At 63.9% G+C, this 17,553-nt stretch carries 16 protein-coding genes; 6 read left to right on the top strand and 10 right to left on the bottom strand.

Translation table 11 applies throughout. The annotated features are described in order from the left end of the window. Positions 1-28: 28 nt before the first annotated feature. The 4 genes from GCN75_RS22410 to GCN75_RS22395 form a co-directional block, all read right to left on the bottom strand. Entirely contained in the window at positions 29-1,084 is a 1,056-nt protein-coding gene (locus GCN75_RS22410) for a bifunctional nicotinamide-nucleotide adenylyltransferase/Nudix hydroxylase (protein ID WP_152284362.1), read from the bottom strand. Continuing rightward, positions 1,081-2,796 carry an NAD+ synthase gene (locus tag GCN75_RS22405; RefSeq protein WP_152284361.1) on the bottom strand — a complete coding sequence of 572 codons (1,716 nt, stop codon included), beginning with the start codon at positions 2,794-2,796 and terminating at the stop codon, positions 1,081-1,083. The genes GCN75_RS22410 and GCN75_RS22405 overlap by 4 nt, the downstream gene beginning before the upstream one ends. Positions 2,797-2,892: 96 nt before the next feature. Beyond that, positions 2,893-3,405: a ClbS/DfsB family four-helix bundle protein gene (locus GCN75_RS22400; protein ID WP_152284360.1), complete on the bottom strand. Its 513-nt coding sequence runs from the start codon at positions 3,403-3,405 to the stop codon at positions 2,893-2,895. Beyond that, a complete protein-coding gene (locus GCN75_RS22395) occupies positions 3,405-4,049 on the bottom strand; it encodes an ArsR/SmtB family transcription factor (RefSeq protein WP_152284359.1) in 645 nt (214 codons plus the stop codon). Before GCN75_RS22395 ends, GCN75_RS22400 begins: the two co-directional genes overlap by 1 nt. 59 nt (positions 4,050-4,108) lie before the next feature. Here GCN75_RS22395 and GCN75_RS22390 point away from each other — a divergent pair, with 59 nt between their 5' ends. Further along, positions 4,109-4,597 (top strand): DUF2938 domain-containing protein, encoded by a 489-nt coding sequence (locus GCN75_RS22390; protein WP_152284358.1) that lies wholly within the window; start codon positions 4,109-4,111, stop codon positions 4,595-4,597. On the opposite strand, the gene GCN75_RS22385 is transcribed toward GCN75_RS22390, so the two are convergent. Next, the gene (locus GCN75_RS22385) at positions 4,598-7,045 is read right to left on the bottom strand and encodes a DUF3772 domain-containing protein (protein WP_152284357.1); all 2,448 of its coding nucleotides are present in this window, start codon (positions 7,043-7,045) and stop codon (positions 4,598-4,600) included. It lies immediately after the preceding gene. Positions 7,046-7,356: 311 nt separating this feature from the next. On the opposite strand from GCN75_RS22385, the gene GCN75_RS29640 reads away from it, so the two are divergent. After that, complete coding sequence (locus tag GCN75_RS29640) at positions 7,357-9,036, top strand: methyl-accepting chemotaxis protein (RefSeq protein ID WP_152284356.1); 1,680 nt, start codon at positions 7,357-7,359, stop codon at positions 9,034-9,036. Positions 9,037-9,104: 68 nt separating this feature from the next. Here GCN75_RS29640 and GCN75_RS22375 read toward each other — a convergent pair whose 3' ends face one another. The 3 genes from GCN75_RS22375 to msuE all read right to left on the bottom strand — a co-directional run bounded on the left by GCN75_RS22375 (position 9,105) and on the right by msuE (position 11,801). After that, positions 9,105-10,130: a methionine synthase gene (locus GCN75_RS22375; RefSeq protein WP_152284355.1), complete on the bottom strand. Its 1,026-nt coding sequence runs from the start codon at positions 10,128-10,130 to the stop codon at positions 9,105-9,107. Between the two features lie 24 nt (positions 10,131-10,154). After that, positions 10,155-11,135: a DUF1852 domain-containing protein gene (locus GCN75_RS22370; RefSeq protein ID WP_152284354.1), complete on the bottom strand. Its 981-nt coding sequence runs from the start codon at positions 11,133-11,135 to the stop codon at positions 10,155-10,157. 84 nt (positions 11,136-11,219) lie between these two features. Continuing rightward, on the bottom strand, positions 11,220-11,801 hold the full coding sequence (gene msuE, locus GCN75_RS22365) for an FMN reductase (protein WP_152284353.1): 582 nt from the start codon (positions 11,799-11,801) through the stop codon (positions 11,220-11,222). Between the two features lie 128 nt (positions 11,802-11,929). On the opposite strand from msuE, the gene GCN75_RS22360 reads away from it, so the two are divergent. Both GCN75_RS22360 and GCN75_RS22355 read left to right on the top strand, forming a co-directional pair. Next, positions 11,930-12,838 (top strand): LysR family transcriptional regulator, encoded by a 909-nt coding sequence (locus tag GCN75_RS22360; RefSeq protein WP_152284352.1) that lies wholly within the window; start codon positions 11,930-11,932, stop codon positions 12,836-12,838. 85 nt (positions 12,839-12,923) lie between these two features. After that, a complete protein-coding gene (locus GCN75_RS22355) occupies positions 12,924-13,721 on the top strand; it encodes a methylenetetrahydrofolate reductase (protein WP_226941518.1) in 798 nt (265 codons plus the stop codon). A 54-nt stretch (positions 13,722-13,775) separates the two neighbouring features. Here the strand turns inward: GCN75_RS22355 and glmS are convergent, their stop codons facing one another. Further along, positions 13,776-15,605 carry a glutamine--fructose-6-phosphate transaminase (isomerizing) gene (glmS, locus tag GCN75_RS22350; protein WP_152284350.1) on the bottom strand — a complete coding sequence of 610 codons (1,830 nt, stop codon included), beginning with the start codon at positions 15,603-15,605 and terminating at the stop codon, positions 13,776-13,778. Positions 15,606-15,766: 161 nt separating this feature from the next. On the opposite strand from glmS, the gene GCN75_RS22345 reads away from it, so the two are divergent. After that, positions 15,767-16,240, top strand: a complete 474-nt coding sequence (locus GCN75_RS22345) for an Lrp/AsnC family transcriptional regulator (RefSeq protein ID WP_152284349.1) — start codon at positions 15,767-15,769, stop codon at positions 16,238-16,240. A gap of 347 nt (positions 16,241-16,587) precedes the next feature. On the opposite strand, the gene GCN75_RS22340 is transcribed toward GCN75_RS22345, so the two are convergent. After that, positions 16,588-17,283, bottom strand: coding sequence for a response regulator transcription factor (locus GCN75_RS22340; RefSeq protein WP_152284348.1), 696 nt, complete (start codon positions 17,281-17,283; stop codon positions 16,588-16,590). A gap of 80 nt (positions 17,284-17,363) precedes the next feature. Between GCN75_RS22340 and GCN75_RS22335 the strand changes: the two genes are divergently transcribed. Further along, positions 17,364-17,553: hypothetical protein (locus GCN75_RS22335; protein ID WP_152284347.1), on the top strand; the 190-nt coding region annotated here is incomplete at its 3' end.

The following is a 17,553-nucleotide window of genomic DNA, read 5'->3' as shown; positions in this document are numbered from 1 at the left end:
GAGGGGGAAAGCGCCCTGCGGCGCCCCCTCAGCGCCCCTCGTGCGTGAGCTTGAGGAAGTGGTTCAGGATATGGAAGTGGTCTTCGAAGAACTGCTCTTCCATGGCCGGCAGGGCGCTCACCGGCACCCACTGCGCCAGCGCCGCATCGTCGGCCGCCGTCACGGCAGGCAGCTGGCGCGTCTTCAAGTCAAAATAGTGCGCATGCGTGATGGTGCGCCCCCGCTGGCTGCGGTCCGGGTGGTCGAACACGGCCACGCCGACCAGCGCCTCGACGAGGGTAGGCGCCAGCACGCCCAGCTGGGTTTCTTCCGCCAGCTCGCGCAGGGCGCCCTGCAGCAGCCGTTCGCGCGGTTCCAGGAAGCCGCCGGGCAAGGCCCACAAGTCCTTGCCCGGATAGCCGCCGCGGCGCACGAGCAGCACGTGGCCGCCCGTCTGCACCAGCGCATCCACGGTGCAAAAGATGGGCGCATACGGCGCCGTGCGCCAGCGCGCCTTGTACGCTTCGATGGCGCGGTATTCCTGCACCAGCGGCGCGTACCACGGCAGCAAGGTCCACGCTTTCAGATACTGGCCGATGGCCGCCGGCAGCAGCTGCGCCACGGCGCTCAGCGACACGTCCACGTCCTCGGCTTCGAACAGCACGTTGCGGATGGCCGTCGCGCCGATGGGCGCGCCCGCGTCGATTTCCAGATTCAGCAGCTGCCAGTGGGGGAAGTGGTGCAGATAATAGCTGGTGGCGTCCTTGAAGCAGGCCACCAGGGTCACGCGCTGCGCCGCGGGCAGGGCGCCCGCCACGGCGTGCCGCACGGCGTCGGCCCACAAGCCATCGTCGTAGTAATCGCGCACGGCCACGTAATGCACGCGCGCGCGCTGCGCCTCGGGCAGGGTGGCGGCGATCATGGCGGCCCGTTCCTGCCACGTAAACGGGTTCTTCGGACTGCGCGCATGGAAGGCGGAACCGAGTACCACCACCACGCTGGACGCGGTGGCCAGCGCCTTCTGCAGCAGGCCGGCATGGCCATTGTGAAAAGGCTGGAAGCGGCCGATCAGGATGGCCGCGTCGGCGGGATAGGCGAGGGTCATGCGTCGTCTCCGGTGGGGTAGTAGGCGGCAATCGGCAATTGGCGCCCGCTGCCAAAGGCGCGCGAACGCACGCGGATGATGGGCGCCGCCTGGCGCCGCTTGTATTCGTTGCGGGCGACCATGCCGAGGATGCGCGTCACCAGTGCGCGCCCGTCGTCCGTCTGGCGCAGCTGGCCGACAAAGGCCGACGCTTGCGCGCTTTCGGCCGCCGGCAGGCGCTTGCCCTCGATATGCCACTTCAAAATTTCATCGAGCACGGGATACGGCGGCAAACTGTCCGTGTCGCGCTGGCCCGGCGCCAGTTCCGCCGACGGGGGTTTGTCGAGCACGGCGACGGGAATCAGCTCGCGCCCCGCGCTGGCGTTGACGTGGCGCGACAGGGCGAAGACCTCCGTTTTATACAGGTCGCCGATCAGCCCCAGTCCCCCGTTCGTGTCGCCATACAGGGTGCAGTAGCCCACCGAGATTTCGCTCTTGTTGCCGGTGGTGAGCAGCAGGGCGCCGAACGCGTTCGAGTATTCCATCAGGATCGTGCCGCGCACGCGCGCCTGCAGGTTTTCCAGCGGCAGCCCCTGCAGCTTGCCGTCAAAGGCCCCCGCGTATCCGGCTTCGTACTGCGCCACGATGTCGCGGATCGGATGCGTGTACAGCGCGATGCCCAGGTTGGCGCACAGGGCCACGGAATCGGTGACGGAACCGGCGCTGGAAAACACGGACGGCATGGTGATGGCCACCACGTTGTCCGCGCCCAGCGCCTCGACGGCCAGGGCCAGCGTCAGCGCCGAATCGATGCCGCCCGAGCAGCCGACCACCACTTTCGTGAAGCGGCAGCGGCGCGCGTAATCGCGTAAACCAAGCACGATCTGGCGCCGCGCAAATTCGACGGCGGGAATGCCGTCCGGGTCCGGCACGGGAAAGGGCAGGCCATCGGTGCGCGTAAAACGGCCGCCGGCAAAGCGCAGCAATTGAAAATCCTCGACGAAGCGGGCCGCCTCGAATTGCACGCCGTCGCGCGGGGAGACGGCAAACGAGGCGCCGTCGAACACGAGCTGATCCTGGCCGCCCACCTGGTTGACGAACAGCAAGGGCAAGTTCACGCGCGCGCAGGCGGCGCCAAACACGGCGTGGCGCTGCGCGCGCTTGCCGATATCGGACGGGCTGGCGTTGATGCTGACGATCAGGTCGGGCTCCGCCGCATGCAGGGCGTCGAAGGGGTTGACGGCGTAGGCACGGCCATCGTCGTTCCAGCCATCCTCGCAAATCATGAAACCGACCTTGCAGCCGGCAATCGTCAGGGTGCAGGCGCCGGGCGGGCCCGGTTCGAAATGCCGGCCCTCGTCGAAGATGCCGTAGGTCGGCAGCAGCTGCTTGTAGTATTCGGCCACGATGCGCCCGTCGCGCATCGCCAGCAAGGCGTTATACAGGGGCTTGCCGATGCCGGGATTGGGCCGCGCCGCGCCGATGACGGTGACCAGCGCCGGCCAGCGCGTGGACGCCTGCAGCAAGGTGTCGAGCGCCTGCCGCATGCCGCGCAGGAAGGCGGCATCCTCGAACAGGTCGCCCGGGTAGTACGCGCACAGCGACAGTTCGGGGCACACCAGCAGGTCCGCACCGTCGCTGCTCGCGCGGTCCATGCGCGCGATGAGGGCGGCGACATTGGCGTCGAAATCGCCCACGGTGGGATTCATCTGGGCGAGGGCGATGGTCAGCATGGTGATCCTTCAGAGGGTTGCGCTTGAAACCACTATCCTGCCTGAAAAATTTTCTCAGTGTACTGATGCAATCGTGCAAGCCTGCCGCTCTGGCCCCTATAAGGTCTTGAGCCAGGCCCGCAAACGCGTGCGCGCATTTGCATACGGCGACGCCGTATTGAACTGGATCATGCGTCCCATCGTGTAATGCGTGTACCAGGGCTGGCCATACAGTTGCGCATCGTCATGGCTGTCGATCAGCGCCAGCAGCTGGTTTTTGGCCTGTTCCAGGCGCTGCAGCAAGTCGTCCATACCCAATTCAGCATAGTCCGCATAGAAGCGCTGCGCCAGTTTTCCCAGAGCGTTCCACGTGAAACCTTCGGCGGGAAAGGCGATGTCCTCGATGCGTTGACCATCGCGCAGCTGCGCGTGCCAGTGCAAGACCAGCTCGTTCCAGCCCACCAGGTAGGCGAGCAAGTCGCACACGCTCATGCGCGTGCCCGCCACCTGCCCTTCCAGCACGGGATCGCGCGCCAATGTGGGCGGCACGCGCGCGAGTTCCTGCATCAACTTCGCATACGTGCCGTTGATGGCGTCGACCAGTTCCTGCTTGCTGTTGGGGATAGCCATCACGCCGCCTTGACGACAGGCAAGCCGGCCGCCTGCCAATCGTCGTAGCCGCTGCCGAGACGGCGCGCATGCAAGCCATGCTGGCGCAGCGCCGCCACTGCCTGCACGGACAGCACGCAATACGGGCCGCGGCAGTAGGCGGCAATTTCTGCGTTCGCCGGCAATTCGCCCAGGCGGCGCTGCAAGTCATCAAAAGGGATATTGATCGCGCCGGGCAAGTGGCCGGCCGCAAATTCCTGTGCGGGCCGCACGTCGAGCACGGTGATACTGGCTTCCTGCATGCGCGCCAGCAACTCGTCGCCCGTGATGGCTTCCACGTGGTCACCCCGGCTCAGCGCCTGCAACTCGCTGCGCTGATGCTGCGCATACAGTTCCAATGCGGCCAGCAATTGCACGATGGGTCCGCTGCCCAGCCGGTACAGCACGCGCTTGCCGTCGCGCCGCGCCTGCACGAATCCGGCACGCCGCAACTGCTGCAAATGCTGCGACGTATTGGCCACGGACAGGCCCGTCAACTCCACCAGTTGCTCCACCGCAAACTCGCCCTGCGCGACCTGCTCGAGCAGGCGCAGGCGCGGCGCGCTGCCTAAAATATGGGCAAAGCCGGCGGAACCGGTCAGAAATTCGATATCGGCATTTTTCATTGACACGATGCTAGCACCCTTATAACATTCAAGCAATAAATTGAATGTTAGGGGCAACAATGCACATACTCTGGCTCGATGCGCTGGCGATCGGCGTGGGCGCGACGGCGATAATGGATGTGTGGGCGGTGGCGTTAAAGCGCTTCTGGTGCCTGCCCTCGCTGAACTTTGCGATGGTGGGACGCTGGCTCGGTCATTTGCCGCGCGGCACCTTCAGCCACGCCAACATCGCCCAGGCGGCGCCCGTGCGCGATGAAGCGATCGTGGGCTGGACGTTTCACTATGCGGTCGGCGTGCTGTTTGCGGCCGTGCTGCTGGCGCTGGCGGGGCAGGAATGGGCGCAGCAGCCGACCCTGGTACCGGCCCTGCTGGCGGGCGTGCTGAGCGTGGCCGCGCCGTTTTGCATCTTGCAGCCGGGCATGGGTGCCGGCCTGGCCGCCAGCAAGACGCCCCATCCGAACGCCGCCCGCCTGCGCAGCCTGATGGCCCACACGGCGTTCGGCATCGGCCTGTACCTGGCGGCGCTGCTGTGGTCGACGGTCCGCTGATTAGCTCGTCAGCGGCGGCACGGGCGCGGGTGACGCTGCGGGTGCCGGCGCCACGGCCGACATCACCGGCGTCTCCGGCTGGGCCGGCACCGTGCTCAGCACCATCGTGCTGGGCTTGGCGATGGCGATATGCGCCGCGTCCAGGCGCTTGAGCAGCTCGAACAGCAGGGCGCTGCGAATGCCCGAGCTCAGGCGCGGCGACGCGGCAAAGCCCGTGGCGTTGAACAGCAGATAGCCATTGTCGATGCCATCGAGCTGCACGCTGGGCGCCGGCGTATCGAGCACGTCGGGATTGTCGACAAAGGCGGACAGAATCAGCGCGCGCGCCGCCTGCGCATCCGTGCCCAGCGGCAACGGCAGCTTGACTTGCACCAGGCCCAGCGGATTGGCCAGCGTAACGTTGCGCACCGTTTTCGTGATGAATTCCGAGTTCGGCACGATCACCGTGGAACGGTCGCCCAGCTGAATTTCGGTGGCGCGCACATTGATGCGGCGAATGTCGCCTTCCACGCCGCCCAGGGACACCCAGTCGCCCACCTTGACGGGACGCTCGGCCAATAGAATCAGGCCGGACACGAAGTTCTGCACCACCGCCTGCAAGCCAAAACCGATCCCCACCGACAAGGCCGACGCCACCCACGCGATGCGTTCCAGGCCGATGCCGGCCGCCGACAGGGCCAGCGCCACGGCCAGTACCCCGCCGATATAGCCGAACAGGGTGATGAACGACACTTGCATGCCCGTGTCGAGATTGGTGGTCGGCAAATAACTGTTTTGCAGCCAGCGCTTAAACAGGCCCAGCGCAACAAAGCCCACGACCAGCACCAGCAGGGCCTGGATCAGCGCGGCAGGGCGGATCGCCACTTCGCCGATGGCCAGGCCATCCTGCAGCTTGCCCACCCGCTGGAACAGTTCGCCCGGACCTTCGCCGAACGGCGCCAGCAGCAGCATCAGGGCCAGCAGCACGACGATGGCGCGGCCGATGCCCGACAGCAGCACGGCCGCCTGGTCGCGCGCCTTGGGCGTGGCCAGCACGGGGTGGGCCGCGTCCGGCGGCGGCGGCGCGGAGGCCAGCAGCATGCAGATGTCATCGACCAGCACCGTCAGCAGATAAGTGCTGCCCACCACCACGATGACCCAGGCGATTTGCTTGGCGATAAAACTGCCGAACGCCACATAGCCGACCAGCAAGCTGATGACGCTGGACGCCAGCGCCAGCCACAGCAGCACCGTGACACAGCGCAGCCACAACGGCGTGACCAGGGTGGCGGGATCGGCCTCGCGCAACTGGCGCCAGCAGCGCTCGGCGCGCATCAGGCCGTAGGCGATGGTCGTGCTCATCACCAGGGCGACGATGCAATTGACGGCCACGGCCGTCGACAAGCCCGCATTGATGACGATGGTGACGCGCTCCGTGGCCCACACGAGCACGACGATGAAGGAAAACATCGAGGGAAAATGGCGCAAGCGGTGCGCCAGCGCATCGGGCAGGGGCAGCAGACGCCACGACACGCGCCAGGGCGACAGCAGCGCATGGCCCAGGCCCGCCGTAAAACCGGCAAAACAGATGATGCCGATCAAGCTGCTGAGGAAAGTCGAGGTTTTGTCGGACAGGCCGCCATCCCAGCGCAAGCCCATGGCCAGCAATTCCGCCACCAGCCCCGGCGTGGCAAGCGCCAGCACCAGCACGGCCAGCGCATGCAGCGAACGGCGCAAGCGGCCATGCGGCACGCGCGTGGCCGTGATCACCAGCAGATAGCGCGACGCCCAGACGCTGGCGCCGATCACCAGCACGATACCGGCCAGCAAGCCGCCCCAGGCCGACCATGGCGTGGCGCTTGCCGCGTTGGCCAGCTCCTGCTCCAGCGCCCGCAGGCGCTGCAGATTCTGCGGCAATTCGGCATGCAGCTGTTTCCAGAAAGAACCGGCCAAAATCGAGGCCGTGCGCTCGCCCAGGCGCGCCTGCAGCTGTGCGCGGCGCGCCGTTGACACCTGTTCCGACGCCTGCGTCGCTTCCACGGCCAGCAGGCGCGCCAGCTTCACCTGCGCATCGAGGGCGCTGCTGGTACGGTCCAGCTGGTTGCGCTGCGCCGCCACGTCCGGCGCATCCTTGACGCCCGCTGCCGGCTTGCCCAGCTCGGCCAGCCGCGCCTGCACGCTGGCCAGGGTGGGCGCGAGCGACTCGGCCACCTTGTCCGCCTCGGCGCTGGCGGCCAGCGCATCGGCGCGCATCTGCGACAAAGTTGCGTCATCGAGATCGGCCTCGCCATCGAGCGCCTTCTGAATGGTCGTGATCTGCTTGCGCAAGCCATCGAGGCGCTGGTCGGCCGTGGCCGCGTCATCGACGGGCTGGGACCAGGCCGGCGGCGCCGATAGCGAGCACGCCAGCAGCAGGGTCAAGAGCAGCGGCAGCAGGAAGGGGGGAAGGCGAAGGCGGAAAGAAGTCATGCGGACCTATGGCTGGAAAAATGAGTGCTGTCTGAAAACAAGGTGGTGTCGTAAGCGGCCGCATCCGGCGCAACGGCGACGGTGGCGGCACCACGCGGATGGCGCCGTCCCGGCATATGGCCAGTCAATATAGCTGAAAACGGCGCCAGCCCGCCAGATGGGCGGATCTAAGGTGCGCGCCGAGGGCATCTAGGCATATTGCCCTATGGAAATGTCACATGAAAAGGTCTAGGATCGTCCTCCGCTTGGCGGCGCGGCACCCATCTGCACGCCGCCGACCTTTTCACCATTCCCTCCGTATTGAGACCGCCATGAAGTTTTTATCCCACCTGACCATCGGCACGCGCCTCGCCACAGGCTTTGGCGCCATCGGCGCCATGCTGATCCTCATTTCCTGCCTGGGCATCGCCATGCTGGGCAAGATCAACCAGGGCACCGGCCATATCGTGCATGACAGCATGCCCAAGATCGCACTCGCCAACAGCGTGTCGGCCAACATCAACGACATCGCCATTGCCCTGCGCAACATGATGCTCAGCGCCGATCCCGCCGACCAGCGCAAGCAAACGGACGCCATCCTGGCCGCGCGCCAGGCGGCGGCCAGCAATCTCGGCAAGCTCGCCCCCATGCTCGATTCCGACCGCGAACGCGCGTTGCTGGCCAAGATGAACGACGCCAACACGCGCTACGCGCAGGGGCAGGAAGTGCTGCTGGAACTGATCAGGAGCGGTACGCCGGACGATAGCAGCGCCTACCTGTACGGCCAGCTGCGCCCCGTATTGCTCGTCTACAAGCAATTGATCGCTGAACAGATCAGCTTGCAAAACACCCTGGCCAACGCGGCGGGCGACAACGCCAATGCCACCTATGCCAATACGCGCACCTTGCTGATCGGCATGTCGCTGGCCGCGCTGGCCATCGCGGCGGCCCTGGCATATGGCATCACGCGCTCCATCACCGGTCCCGTCGCCACGGCGCTGCAGCTGGCCAACACGGTGGCCGCAGGCGATTTGCGCAGCCAGATCACCGTGCAGGCGCGCGATGAAATGGGACAGCTGTTGCAGGCACTCAAGCGCATGAACGACAACCTGGCGCAAACGGTGGGCACCGTGCGCGCCGGCACGGAAACGATCGCCTCGGCGTCGTCCGAAGTGGCGGCAGGCAGCCTGGACCTGTCTGCGCGCACGGAGCAGCAAGCCAGCTCGCTGGAAGAGACGGCGTCCTCGATGGAAGAGCTGACGTCGACCGTCAGGCAAAATGCCGACAATGCGCGCCAGGCGCACGTGCTGGCCGACACGGCCTCGGGCGTGGCGCAGCGCGGCGGCGCCGTCATCGCGCAAGTGGTGGCGACCATGCGGCAGATCGACGCCTCGTCGAATAAAATTGCCGACATCATCGGCGTCATCGACGGCATCGCCTTCCAGACCAACATCCTGGCCTTGAACGCGGCCGTGGAAGCGGCGCGCGCGGGAGAACAGGGCCGCGGCTTTGCCGTGGTGGCCACGGAAGTGCGCAGCCTGGCGCACCGTTCGGCGGCGGCGGCAAAGGAAATCAAGACACTGATCGACGACTCGACCCGGAGCGTGGCGGCCGGCAGCGAGCTCGTGCATCAAGCGGGCAGCACCATGAGCGACCTGGTCGACAGCGTGCGCCGCGTCACCGATATCATGGAGGAGATCACCTCGGCCAGCTCGGAACAGACGGCGGGCATCGAGCAAATCAACCAGGCCATCAGCGAGATGGACAACGTCACCCAGCAAAACGCGGCCCTGGTGGAAGAGTCTGCCGCGGCGGCCGCTGCCATGCAGGAGCAGGCGGCTACCCTGGCGCAGGTGGTGAGCGCGTTCAAGCTCGATGCCGGCGCACCGGCAAACAAGCCGCCAGTCGCCGCGACCCCAGCACCGCGCCAGCACGCCATCGCCCTGCGCGTGCCGGCGGCCAGAAAAGCCGCGCCCGCAGCAACGGCTTCTGCCGACTGGGAAGAGTTCTAAGGCCGCATTAAAAACGCCACAGACACCTGCCGGTGTCTGTGGCGTCATGCAGCATAGGCTGCATCCTGTTACGAGATTTCTCTGCGGATGATTTCTGCGCCGGCACTGAGCGCATGCAGTTTGCCTCTGGCGACCCGGCGCGCCAGCGGTGCCATGCCGCAGTTGGTGCTTGGATAAAGCTTGTCGGCATCGACAAACTGCAGCGCTTTGCGCAGGGTGCTGGCCACTTCCTCCGGCGTTTCAATGGTGTTGGAGGCCACGTCGATGGCGCCGACCATCACTTTTTTGCCGCGGATGAGTTCAATCAGGTCCATGGGAACACGCGAGTTCTGGCATTCCAGCGAGATGATGTCGATACTCGATTGCTGCAGCTTGGGGAACGACTCTTCATACTGACGCCACTCGGACCCCAGCGTATTTTTCCAGTCCGTATTGGCCTTGATGCCGTAGCCATAGCAAATATGGACGGCCGTTTCGCACTTGAGGCCTTCGATCGCCCGCTCCAGGGTGGCAATGCCCCAGTCATTCACCTCATCAAAGAAAACATTGAATGCGGGTTCGTCAAACTGGATGATGTCGACGCCGGCAGCCTCCAATTCCCGGGCTTCCTGATTGAGGATCTTGGCGAATTCCCAGGCCAGTTTTTCGCGGCTCTTGTAATGGCTGTCATACAGCGTATCGATCATCGTCATCGGACCTGGCAGCGCCCATTTGATGGGCTGCGTGGTTTGCTGGCGTAAAAACCGGGCGTCTTCGACAAACACGGGCTTGGGGCGACTCACGGCGCCGACGACGGTCGGCACGCTCGCATCGTAGCGGTCGCGGATTCTGACGGTCTCGCGTTTTTCAAAATCCACGCCGCTCAGATGCTCGATAAACGTGGTGACAAAATGCTGACGGGTTTGTTCGCCGTCGCTGACGATATCGATGCCTGCGTGCTGCTGTTCCTGCAGCGACAGACGCAACGCATCCTGTTTTCCCTCAACCAGTTCCTCGTCTTGTAATTTCCAAGGGGACCACAGCTTTTCAGGCTGTGCCAGCCAGGAAGGTTTGGGCAGGCTGCCGGCAGTCGAAGTAGGCAATAATTTTTTCATGATCAGTAATTTCGTGTATGTGGGTTAATGAGAGAGCGTGGTCGCAGCCCATTGTTCAAGAATATTTTTGTATGGCTTGATGAAATGCTCTTCTGTATATTTTCCCTGCTTGACAGCCAGCTGGCTGCGCTCTTCCCGGTCATACACAATTTGCGTCAGCGAGTAATCCTGGTTCTTCAGGCTAGGCTGATACAACTTCCCCGCCGCTGAATTGGCATTGTAAATTTCGGGCCGGTAAATCTTCTGGAATGTCTCCATCGTGCTGATGGTGCCGATCAGCTCCAGATTCGTGTAGTCGCCAAGCAGGTCGCCGACAAAATAAAAGGCCAACGGTGCCAAGCTGTTTGGCGGCATGAAATAGCGCACCTGCAAGCCCATTTTTTCGAAATATTGATCGGTCGAGGACAATTCGTTCTGCTGATACTCCACGCCCAATATCGGGTGATGATTTTCCGTGCGCTGATAGGTCTTGCTGCTCGAGGCGCTGATGCAGATGACGGGCGGCTTGCTGAAGCGCTCCTTGTAAGCATTGGATTGGACAAAGTGTTTGAACAGCTTGCCATGAAAGTCGCCGAAATTCTCCGGAACGCCGAAGGTGGATTTATCATTGTTGTGCTCTGGCAGCACGACGCTGAAGTCGTAATCGCGCACGTAGGAGGAGAAATTATTCCCCGCGATGCCATCGATGCGTTCTCCGGTTTTTTTGTCGATAACGGTCGGTTTCAATATCTCGATCAATGGGATATTGCCGCCTTGGACATCGATATTCAACTCGACGGAAATGATTTCGAGTTCGACAGAGTAGCGGTCCGCCTTCGGGTTGTCCCAATGCGCCAGACTGTTGAAGCGGCTGTCGATCATTTTCAGGGTGTTGCGCAAGTTTTCCTGACGGCTCTTTCCCCTGGCCAGATTGGCAAAGTTGGTCGTCAGGCGCGTATTGTCTGCTGGATGATAATTTTCATCGAAAACAATGCTCTTGATGCTAAATGTAAAGTCTTTGCTCATGGTGATCTGGTGTCCCGATGTCTGCGAAAAAATCTGAATCTGGCGATGGCCGATTCAGTGTTTTAAAATGTTCTGGTCTGCGTATCAGGCCGCGACCGCTTCGTTGGCGGCGGCTGGCCGCGCATGGCGCGTCAATTCGAGCAACGGCAATGCCCGCTGGACCGCCAGTGCGGCCCGCTGGATCAGGGCCTCGTTCTGCAGGCGGTAGTCGGCGAAATCCTTGTCGGTCGCGTACACGCCCAGCGGCAGGGTGCGTGCCTGGAAAAAGCTGAACAGCGGCCGTAACTGGTGGTCGATCATCAGCGCATGGCGCTCGCTGCCGCCGGTGGCCGCCAACAGGACGGGCTTGTCGATCAGGGCATCCTGGTCAATAAAATCGAAGAAGTGCTTGAACAGCCCCGTGTAGGAGCCGCGGAAGACCGGGGTTGCCACCACCAGGATGTCCGCCTGCTCGACCGCCGCAAGTTCCCGCTCCACCGTATGGGGCAGTTGCGATCGCCAGCTCGCGCCGGCCAACTGCGGTGCGAGCTGGCCCAGTTCGACCAGGCGCCGCTCGCACGGGACGGCCTCGGCGATCAGGTCCAGCAGGTGCCCCGCCAGGGCCGCAGCCTTGGACGGGCGTTGCAGCCCGCCGGAAACCGCTACTAAACGCAGTGGACGTGTCATGTTTGCTTTCATATGGATGGATGCGCGAGGGCCGACAACTGCCGGCAGCAAGGGGATCGATGATAGCGGCGGGGATCGATGAAGTATAATGGTCTTATTTCATACATCCATGAACATGGCTCATCTCAATGCTTGAACGCATCCACCTCAGCATCGTCCAGCAGGTCGAAAAACAGGGGTCATTGACGGCCGCCGCGGGCGTGCTGCACCTGACCCAGTCGGCCCTGAGCCACAGCATGAAAAAGCTGGAGCAGCAACTGGGCACCGACGTGTGGCTGCGCGAAGGGCGCAACCTGCGCCTGACGCAGGCCGGCCAGTATCTGCTGGCGGTGGCGAACCGGGTGCTGCCGCAACTGGACCTGGCCGAAGAGCGCCTGGGCCAGTTCGCGCAGGGCGAGCGCGGTGCGCTGCGCATCGGCATGGAATGCCACCCGTGCTATCAGTGGCTGCTGAAGGTGGTGTCGCCCTATCTGACCGCATGGCCCGACGTGGATGTGGACGTCAAGCAGAAGTTCCAGTTCGGCGGGATCGGCGCGCTCTTCGGCTACGAGATCGACCTGCTGGTCACGCCCGACCCGCTGTACAAGCCGGGGCTGACATTTGAACCCGTGTTCGACTACGAGCAGGTGCTCGTCGTGGCCAAGGGCCATGCCCTGGCGTCGGCCGCCTATGTGAAGCCCCAGCAACTGACCCAGGAAGTGCTGATCAGCTACCCCGTGGACATCGAGCGCCTGGACATCTATAACCAGTTCCTGTTGCCGGCCGGTGTCACGCCCAAGCGCCACAAAGCCATCGAAACCACCGACATCATGCTGCAGATGGTGGCCAGCGGCCGCGGCGTAGCCGCCCTGCCGCGCTGGCTGGTCGAGGAATATGCGCTCAAGATGGACGTGGTGCCCGTGCGGCTGGGCGTGCATGGCGTGGCCAAGCAGATCTTCCTGGGGGCGCGCGAAACGGACACCGCCATCGACTACGTGCGGGCCTTCATCGCACTGGCCCGCCAGCCGGCCATCGCCGTCGCGCAAGAAAACGAATAAGGTCAAACCGTTGATGCATCCCGCTCAGTCCAGGCCCTCTGGCAACATCACGCACGCCTATTCCCTGGAAGTCAGTGCGAAGGACATGCCCGCGTTGAGCGCAGCGACGCCCCGCATCGTGCCCGCGTCCACGATTGCCATTCCCTACCTGCCGCGCGAAGACGACGACGCGCGGCTGGCCGCCGTGCGGACCGTGCGCGGGCTGGGCTTCGAGCCCATGCCGCACTTGTCTGCGCGCCGCATCGCCTCGCTCGCCGGGTTTGAGTCGTTCGTCCAGCGTGCCGTCGCGGAAGCGGGCGTCGAGCGCTGCTTTGTGATCGCCGGCGATCCATCCACCCCGCTGGGGCCGTTTACCGACAGTGCCGCGCTGATCGACACAGGCGTGTTCGAGCGCGCGGGCATCAAGGTGATCGGCGTGGGAGGTCACCCGGAAGGCCATCCGGTCATGAGTACGGCCGATCAGTGGAATGTGCTTGAACGCAAGTGCCGCAGCATCGTGCAGCGCGGCATGACGCCCTTGATCGTCACGCAGTTTGCGTTTGATGCCGACGTTGTATTGACGTGGCTCAAAGCGCTGCGCGCGCGCGGCATTGAACACCCGGTGCGCGTGGGCGTGCCGGGCCCCGCGAGCATCGCGGTGCTGGCCCGCTATGCGGCCTTGTGCGGCGTGAGCGCCTGCGCCTCGATGTGGTCCAAGTACGGCGTGTCCATCGGCAAGCTGTTCGGCACGGCGGGGCCGGACCTGTTTGTCGAGCGCCTGGCCGCCGGGCTGACCGAAGCACATGGCAAGGTCAGCCTGCATTTCTTTCCCTTTGGCGGCATCGCCCAGTCCGTGAAGTGGATAGAACAGTACCGTTCCCGCCCCCACCCGGCTTCTGGCTGACGAGCGCCTCGCCGGCGGCAGCGCGCCGCCGGCGACAGGCAACATCCAGCCTGCTTACTCCACCGTCACCGACTTGGCCAGATTGCGTGGCTTGTCCACATCCGTGCCGCGTGCCAGTGCCGTGTGATAGGCCAGCAATTGCAGCGCGACCACGTGCAGGATCGGCGACAGGTCGCCGTAGTGCTCGGGCAGGCGGATCACGTGCAGGCCTTCGCCGGAGCTGATGCGCGAATCGACGTCGGCGAAGACGTACAGCTGGCCGCCGCGGGCACGCACTTCCTGCATGTTCGATTTCAGCTTTTCGATCAGCGCGTCGTTTGGCGCGATGGTGACGACGGGCATTTCATTCGTCACCAGGGCCAGCGGGCCATGCTTCAGTTCGCCGGCCGGATACGCTTCGGCGTGGATGTACGAGATTTCCTTCAGTTTCAAGGCGCCTTCCAGGGCGATCGGGTAGTGCATACCGCGGCCCAGGAAGAGGGCGTTTTCCTTGCGCGCGAATTCCTCGGACCAGGCGATGATCTGCGGCTCCAGCGCCAGCACGGAAGCGATGGCGACGGGCAGGTGGCGCATGGCTTTCAGGTGCGCCGCTTCCTGTGCTTCGTCCAGGCGGCCGTTGACTTGCGCCAGGCACAGGGTCAGCAGGAACAGGCCCGCCAGCTGCGTCGTAAACGCCTTGGTCGAAGCCACGCCCACTTCCACGCCGGCGCGCGTGATGTAGGCCAGCGCGCATTCGCGCACCATGGCGCTGGTGGCCACGTTGCAGATGGTCAAGGTGTGCTGCATGCCCAGGCTGCGCGCATGTTTCAGGGCGGCCAGGGTGTCGGCCGTTTCGCCGCTTTGCGAAATGGTGACGACCAGGGTGTTCGGGTGCGGCACACTGTCGCGGTAGCGGTATTCGCTGGCCACTTCCACGCTGACGGGCACCTTGGCGATCGCTTCGATCCAGTACTTGGCCGTCATGCCCGCATACGAGCTGGTGCCGCAGGCAAGGATCAGCACGCGGTCGATCTGCTTGAAGATGGCATAGGCATTGTCGCCGAACAGTTCCGGCATGATGCCCGTCACGCCTTCGAGCGTGTCGCCAATGGCGCGCGGCTGCTCAAAAATTTCCTTCTGCATGTAGTGGCGGTACGGGCCCAGCTCGGCCGCGCCCGTGTGCGCATGCACGGTTTTCACTTCGCGCTCGACGGGCTTGCCATCGACGTCAACGATCCAGCAGCGCGACAGTTGCAGGTCGACCACGTCGCCTTCTTCCAGGTAGATGATCTGGTCCGTCGTGCCGGCCAAGGCCATGGCGTCGGACGCGACGAAGTTTTCACCGTTGCCCAGGCCGACGATCAGGGGCGAGCCCTGGCGCGCGGCCACCACGCGGTGCGGCTCGTCGCGGCAGAAGACGGCAATCGCATACGCGCCGTCCAGGCGTTTGACGGCCTGCTGCACGGTTTCAAACAGGTCGCCGTTGTACATGTGCTCGACCAGGTGGGCGATCACTTCCGTGTCCGTCTGGCTCTGGAAGACGTAGCCGAGGGCCGTCAGTTCGGCGCGCAGCTCGTCGTGGTTTTCGATGATGCCGTTATGCACCAGCGCCACGCGGGGGCTCTCTTCCGTTGGGGAAAAGTGCGGGTGGGCATTGAACGAGACCGGGGCGCCATGTGTGGCCCAGCGCGTGTGGGCGATGCCCGTAAAGCCGCTCAAGCCTTCTTCGGCGATCTGCTTTTCCAGCTCGGCCACGCGCGCGGTGGAGCGCGAACGCTGCAAACGGCCATCGGCATGCAGGGCGATGCCGCAGGAATCGTAGCCGCGGTATTCCAGGCGCTTCAAGCCTTCGAGCAGGATGGGAGTGATATTACGTTGCGCTACCGCGCCGACGATGCCGCACATGGAAACCTCTGTCTAAAATTTAATCAATGCCAGCATGCTAATGCAGAGTGAATGAAATAAGCTTTCTAAATCATGGTATTTTTGACTGAATATTTCATCATCATTTTACGGTGAAATATTATTTCATTTAGAATCTTTTTATTTTCCAATTCATTATAATCATGAGCGATAGCAACATTACCCTGGACGAGATCGATCGTCGCATCCTGAATGCCTTGCAAGTTGATGCATCGCAAACCAACAGTGAGCTGGCGCGATCCGTGCACGTTTCGGCGCCCACCTGCTTGCGGCGCGTCAAGCATTTGACCGAGAGCGGCGTCATCGAACGGCAGGTGGCCATCGTCGCGCCGCAACTGGTGGGCGCGCGCCTGACGGCCATCGTGGAAATCACGCTCGATGTGCAGGCGGCGGAACGCATGGCGGAATTCGAGCAGCTCGTAGCGGACGAGCCCGCCGTGCTGCAATGCTACCGCGTCTCGCCCGGGCCCGATTTCGTGCTGATGGTGCAGGTGGCCGACATGCCCGCCTACCACGCGCTGGCGCACCGCCTGTTTGCCGCGCACGCGAATGTGCGCAACGTGAAAAGCTATTTCTCCACGTTCCGCAGCAAATTCGAGACGCGCATCGCTGTGTGATTTCCTTGATTTAACTTACCCACCGCTTGCCCACAGATTTATACCGTGCTTTTCCACCGCTTATGCGACGCTTATGCACAAACTTATACACAAGCGCCTGCACAGGCATCACGGATACAGGCAAGGGCAGTACGCCAAGAGATGGCAGGAAACACGCTAGGAACGGCCATCGGCGGCCAGGGCAGGCGCTGCGCCGTCCATGAAGAGCGACAGACAGGCAAGACAAAGTATCCACAGCGAAACTTGTGCACCGCTTGTACACCGCTTGCGCACAGCTTGCCAACAAGTTGCCAACCCACTTATCGACAAGCTTATCCACAGCTGCTCAGCAGCGGCAGACGGGCCGTTCAGGGGCGCACTTCGGCGTCGGCAAAGAAGCGATAGCCGGCATTGCGGGCGGTATTGATGGGCAGGGCCAGGCCCGCCGCCTGTTCGGCCTTGCGGCGCAAGCGGCTGATCTGGGTGTCCAGGCGGCGCTGGTCGTAGGTGAGAAAATCCTCGCCCAGCGATTGCACGATCTGCTGGCGGCTGACGATGCGTTCCGGCTCGGCCATCAGCGCGTGCAGCACGGTGACGTCCTGTTGCGACAGCGCAATGGCGCCGCAGCCGGGCGGCAAGAGGCGGCGCGGTCCCAGTTCCAGCACCCAGGCCGTGGAGGGCGGCGCGGCGGCAGGCGGCGCACCGAGACGGCGCGCCAGCGCGCCCAGGGTGGCGGCCAGCTCGTCGAGGTCGGCGCTCTTGGGCAGGTAGTAGTCGGCACCACCGCCCAGTCCGTTGACCTTGTCCTGCGTGGCCCCGCGCGCCGTAAACACGACGATGCCGACGGGCTGCCCCTGCGCGCGCAAGGCGCGCACCAGCACCATGCCTTCGCCATCGGGCAAGCCCAGGTCGATGATGGCAATGCGGTGCACGGCAGGCGCGTAGCAGGCGTGGAAGGCGGCCAGGTCGGCCACGGCGCTGACGCGGTAGCCGCAATCGCCGAGAAACTCGGTCAACTCGTGGCGCAGCACGGCTTCGTCTTCAAGCAGGATGAGGTTCAACATGGCGCAAGGATAACCGATCGCCGTGGGGCCGGGAAGTTGTCTTTCTGACTGCCCCGCTGACCGTGGTAAGCTGCCTCGCCATGAAAATCCTGCTCGCCATTTGCCTGTTGTTTACCGCCCTGTTTCCCCAGACTGCACTTGCCGCGCCGGCGCCCCTGGTGCTGCCGGCCAGCGGGAAGCCCGTGTCCGCCAGCGGCCACCTGCAGATGCTGCGCGACACGACAGGCCGGCTGGGCCCCGATGCGGCGCTGGCGGCGCCCGGCTGGCGCG

The sequence above is a fragment of the Janthinobacterium violaceinigrum genome (assembly GCF_009208555.1).
Classification (GTDB): Bacteria; Pseudomonadota; Gammaproteobacteria; order Burkholderiales; family Burkholderiaceae_D; genus Janthinobacterium; species Janthinobacterium violaceinigrum.
Note: the sequence above shows the minus strand (reverse complement) of the source record. Positions and strands in the feature narration are given on the sequence as shown.

Bases quoted from the DNA above. Each gene is read 5' to 3' on its own strand.
- GCN75_RS22410 (WP_152284362.1), bottom strand. From the start codon at position 1,084: ATGACCCTCGCCTATCCCGCCGACGCGGCCATCCTGATCGGCCGCTTC.
- GCN75_RS22405 (WP_152284361.1), bottom strand. From the start codon at position 2,796: ATGCTGACCATCGCCCTCGCCCAGATGAATCCCACCGTGGGCGATTTC.
- GCN75_RS22400 (WP_152284360.1), bottom strand. From the start codon at position 3,405: ATGGCTATCCCCAACAGCAAGCAGGAACTGGTCGACGCCATCAACGGC.
- GCN75_RS22395 (WP_152284359.1), bottom strand. From the start codon at position 4,049: ATGAAAAATGCCGATATCGAATTTCTGACCGGTTCCGCCGGCTTTGCC.
- GCN75_RS22390 (WP_152284358.1), top strand. From the start codon at position 4,109: ATGCACATACTCTGGCTCGATGCGCTGGCGATCGGCGTGGGCGCGACG.
- GCN75_RS22385 (WP_152284357.1), bottom strand. From the start codon at position 7,045: ATGACTTCTTTCCGCCTTCGCCTTCCCCCCTTCCTGCTGCCGCTGCTC.
- GCN75_RS29640 (WP_152284356.1), top strand. From the start codon at position 7,357: ATGAAGTTTTTATCCCACCTGACCATCGGCACGCGCCTCGCCACAGGC.
- GCN75_RS22375 (WP_152284355.1), bottom strand. From the start codon at position 10,130: ATGAAAAAATTATTGCCTACTTCGACTGCCGGCAGCCTGCCCAAACCT.
- GCN75_RS22370 (WP_152284354.1), bottom strand. From the start codon at position 11,135: ATGAGCAAAGACTTTACATTTAGCATCAAGAGCATTGTTTTCGATGAA.
- msuE (WP_152284353.1), bottom strand. From the start codon at position 11,801: ATGACACGTCCACTGCGTTTAGTAGCGGTTTCCGGCGGGCTGCAACGC.
- GCN75_RS22360 (WP_152284352.1), top strand. From the start codon at position 11,930: ATGCTTGAACGCATCCACCTCAGCATCGTCCAGCAGGTCGAAAAACAG.
- GCN75_RS22355 (WP_226941518.1), top strand. From the start codon at position 12,924: ATGCCCGCGTTGAGCGCAGCGACGCCCCGCATCGTGCCCGCGTCCACG.
- glmS (WP_152284350.1), bottom strand. From the start codon at position 15,605: ATGTGCGGCATCGTCGGCGCGGTAGCGCAACGTAATATCACTCCCATC.
- GCN75_RS22345 (WP_152284349.1), top strand. From the start codon at position 15,767: ATGAGCGATAGCAACATTACCCTGGACGAGATCGATCGTCGCATCCTG.
- GCN75_RS22340 (WP_152284348.1), bottom strand. From the start codon at position 17,283: ATGTTGAACCTCATCCTGCTTGAAGACGAAGCCGTGCTGCGCCACGAG.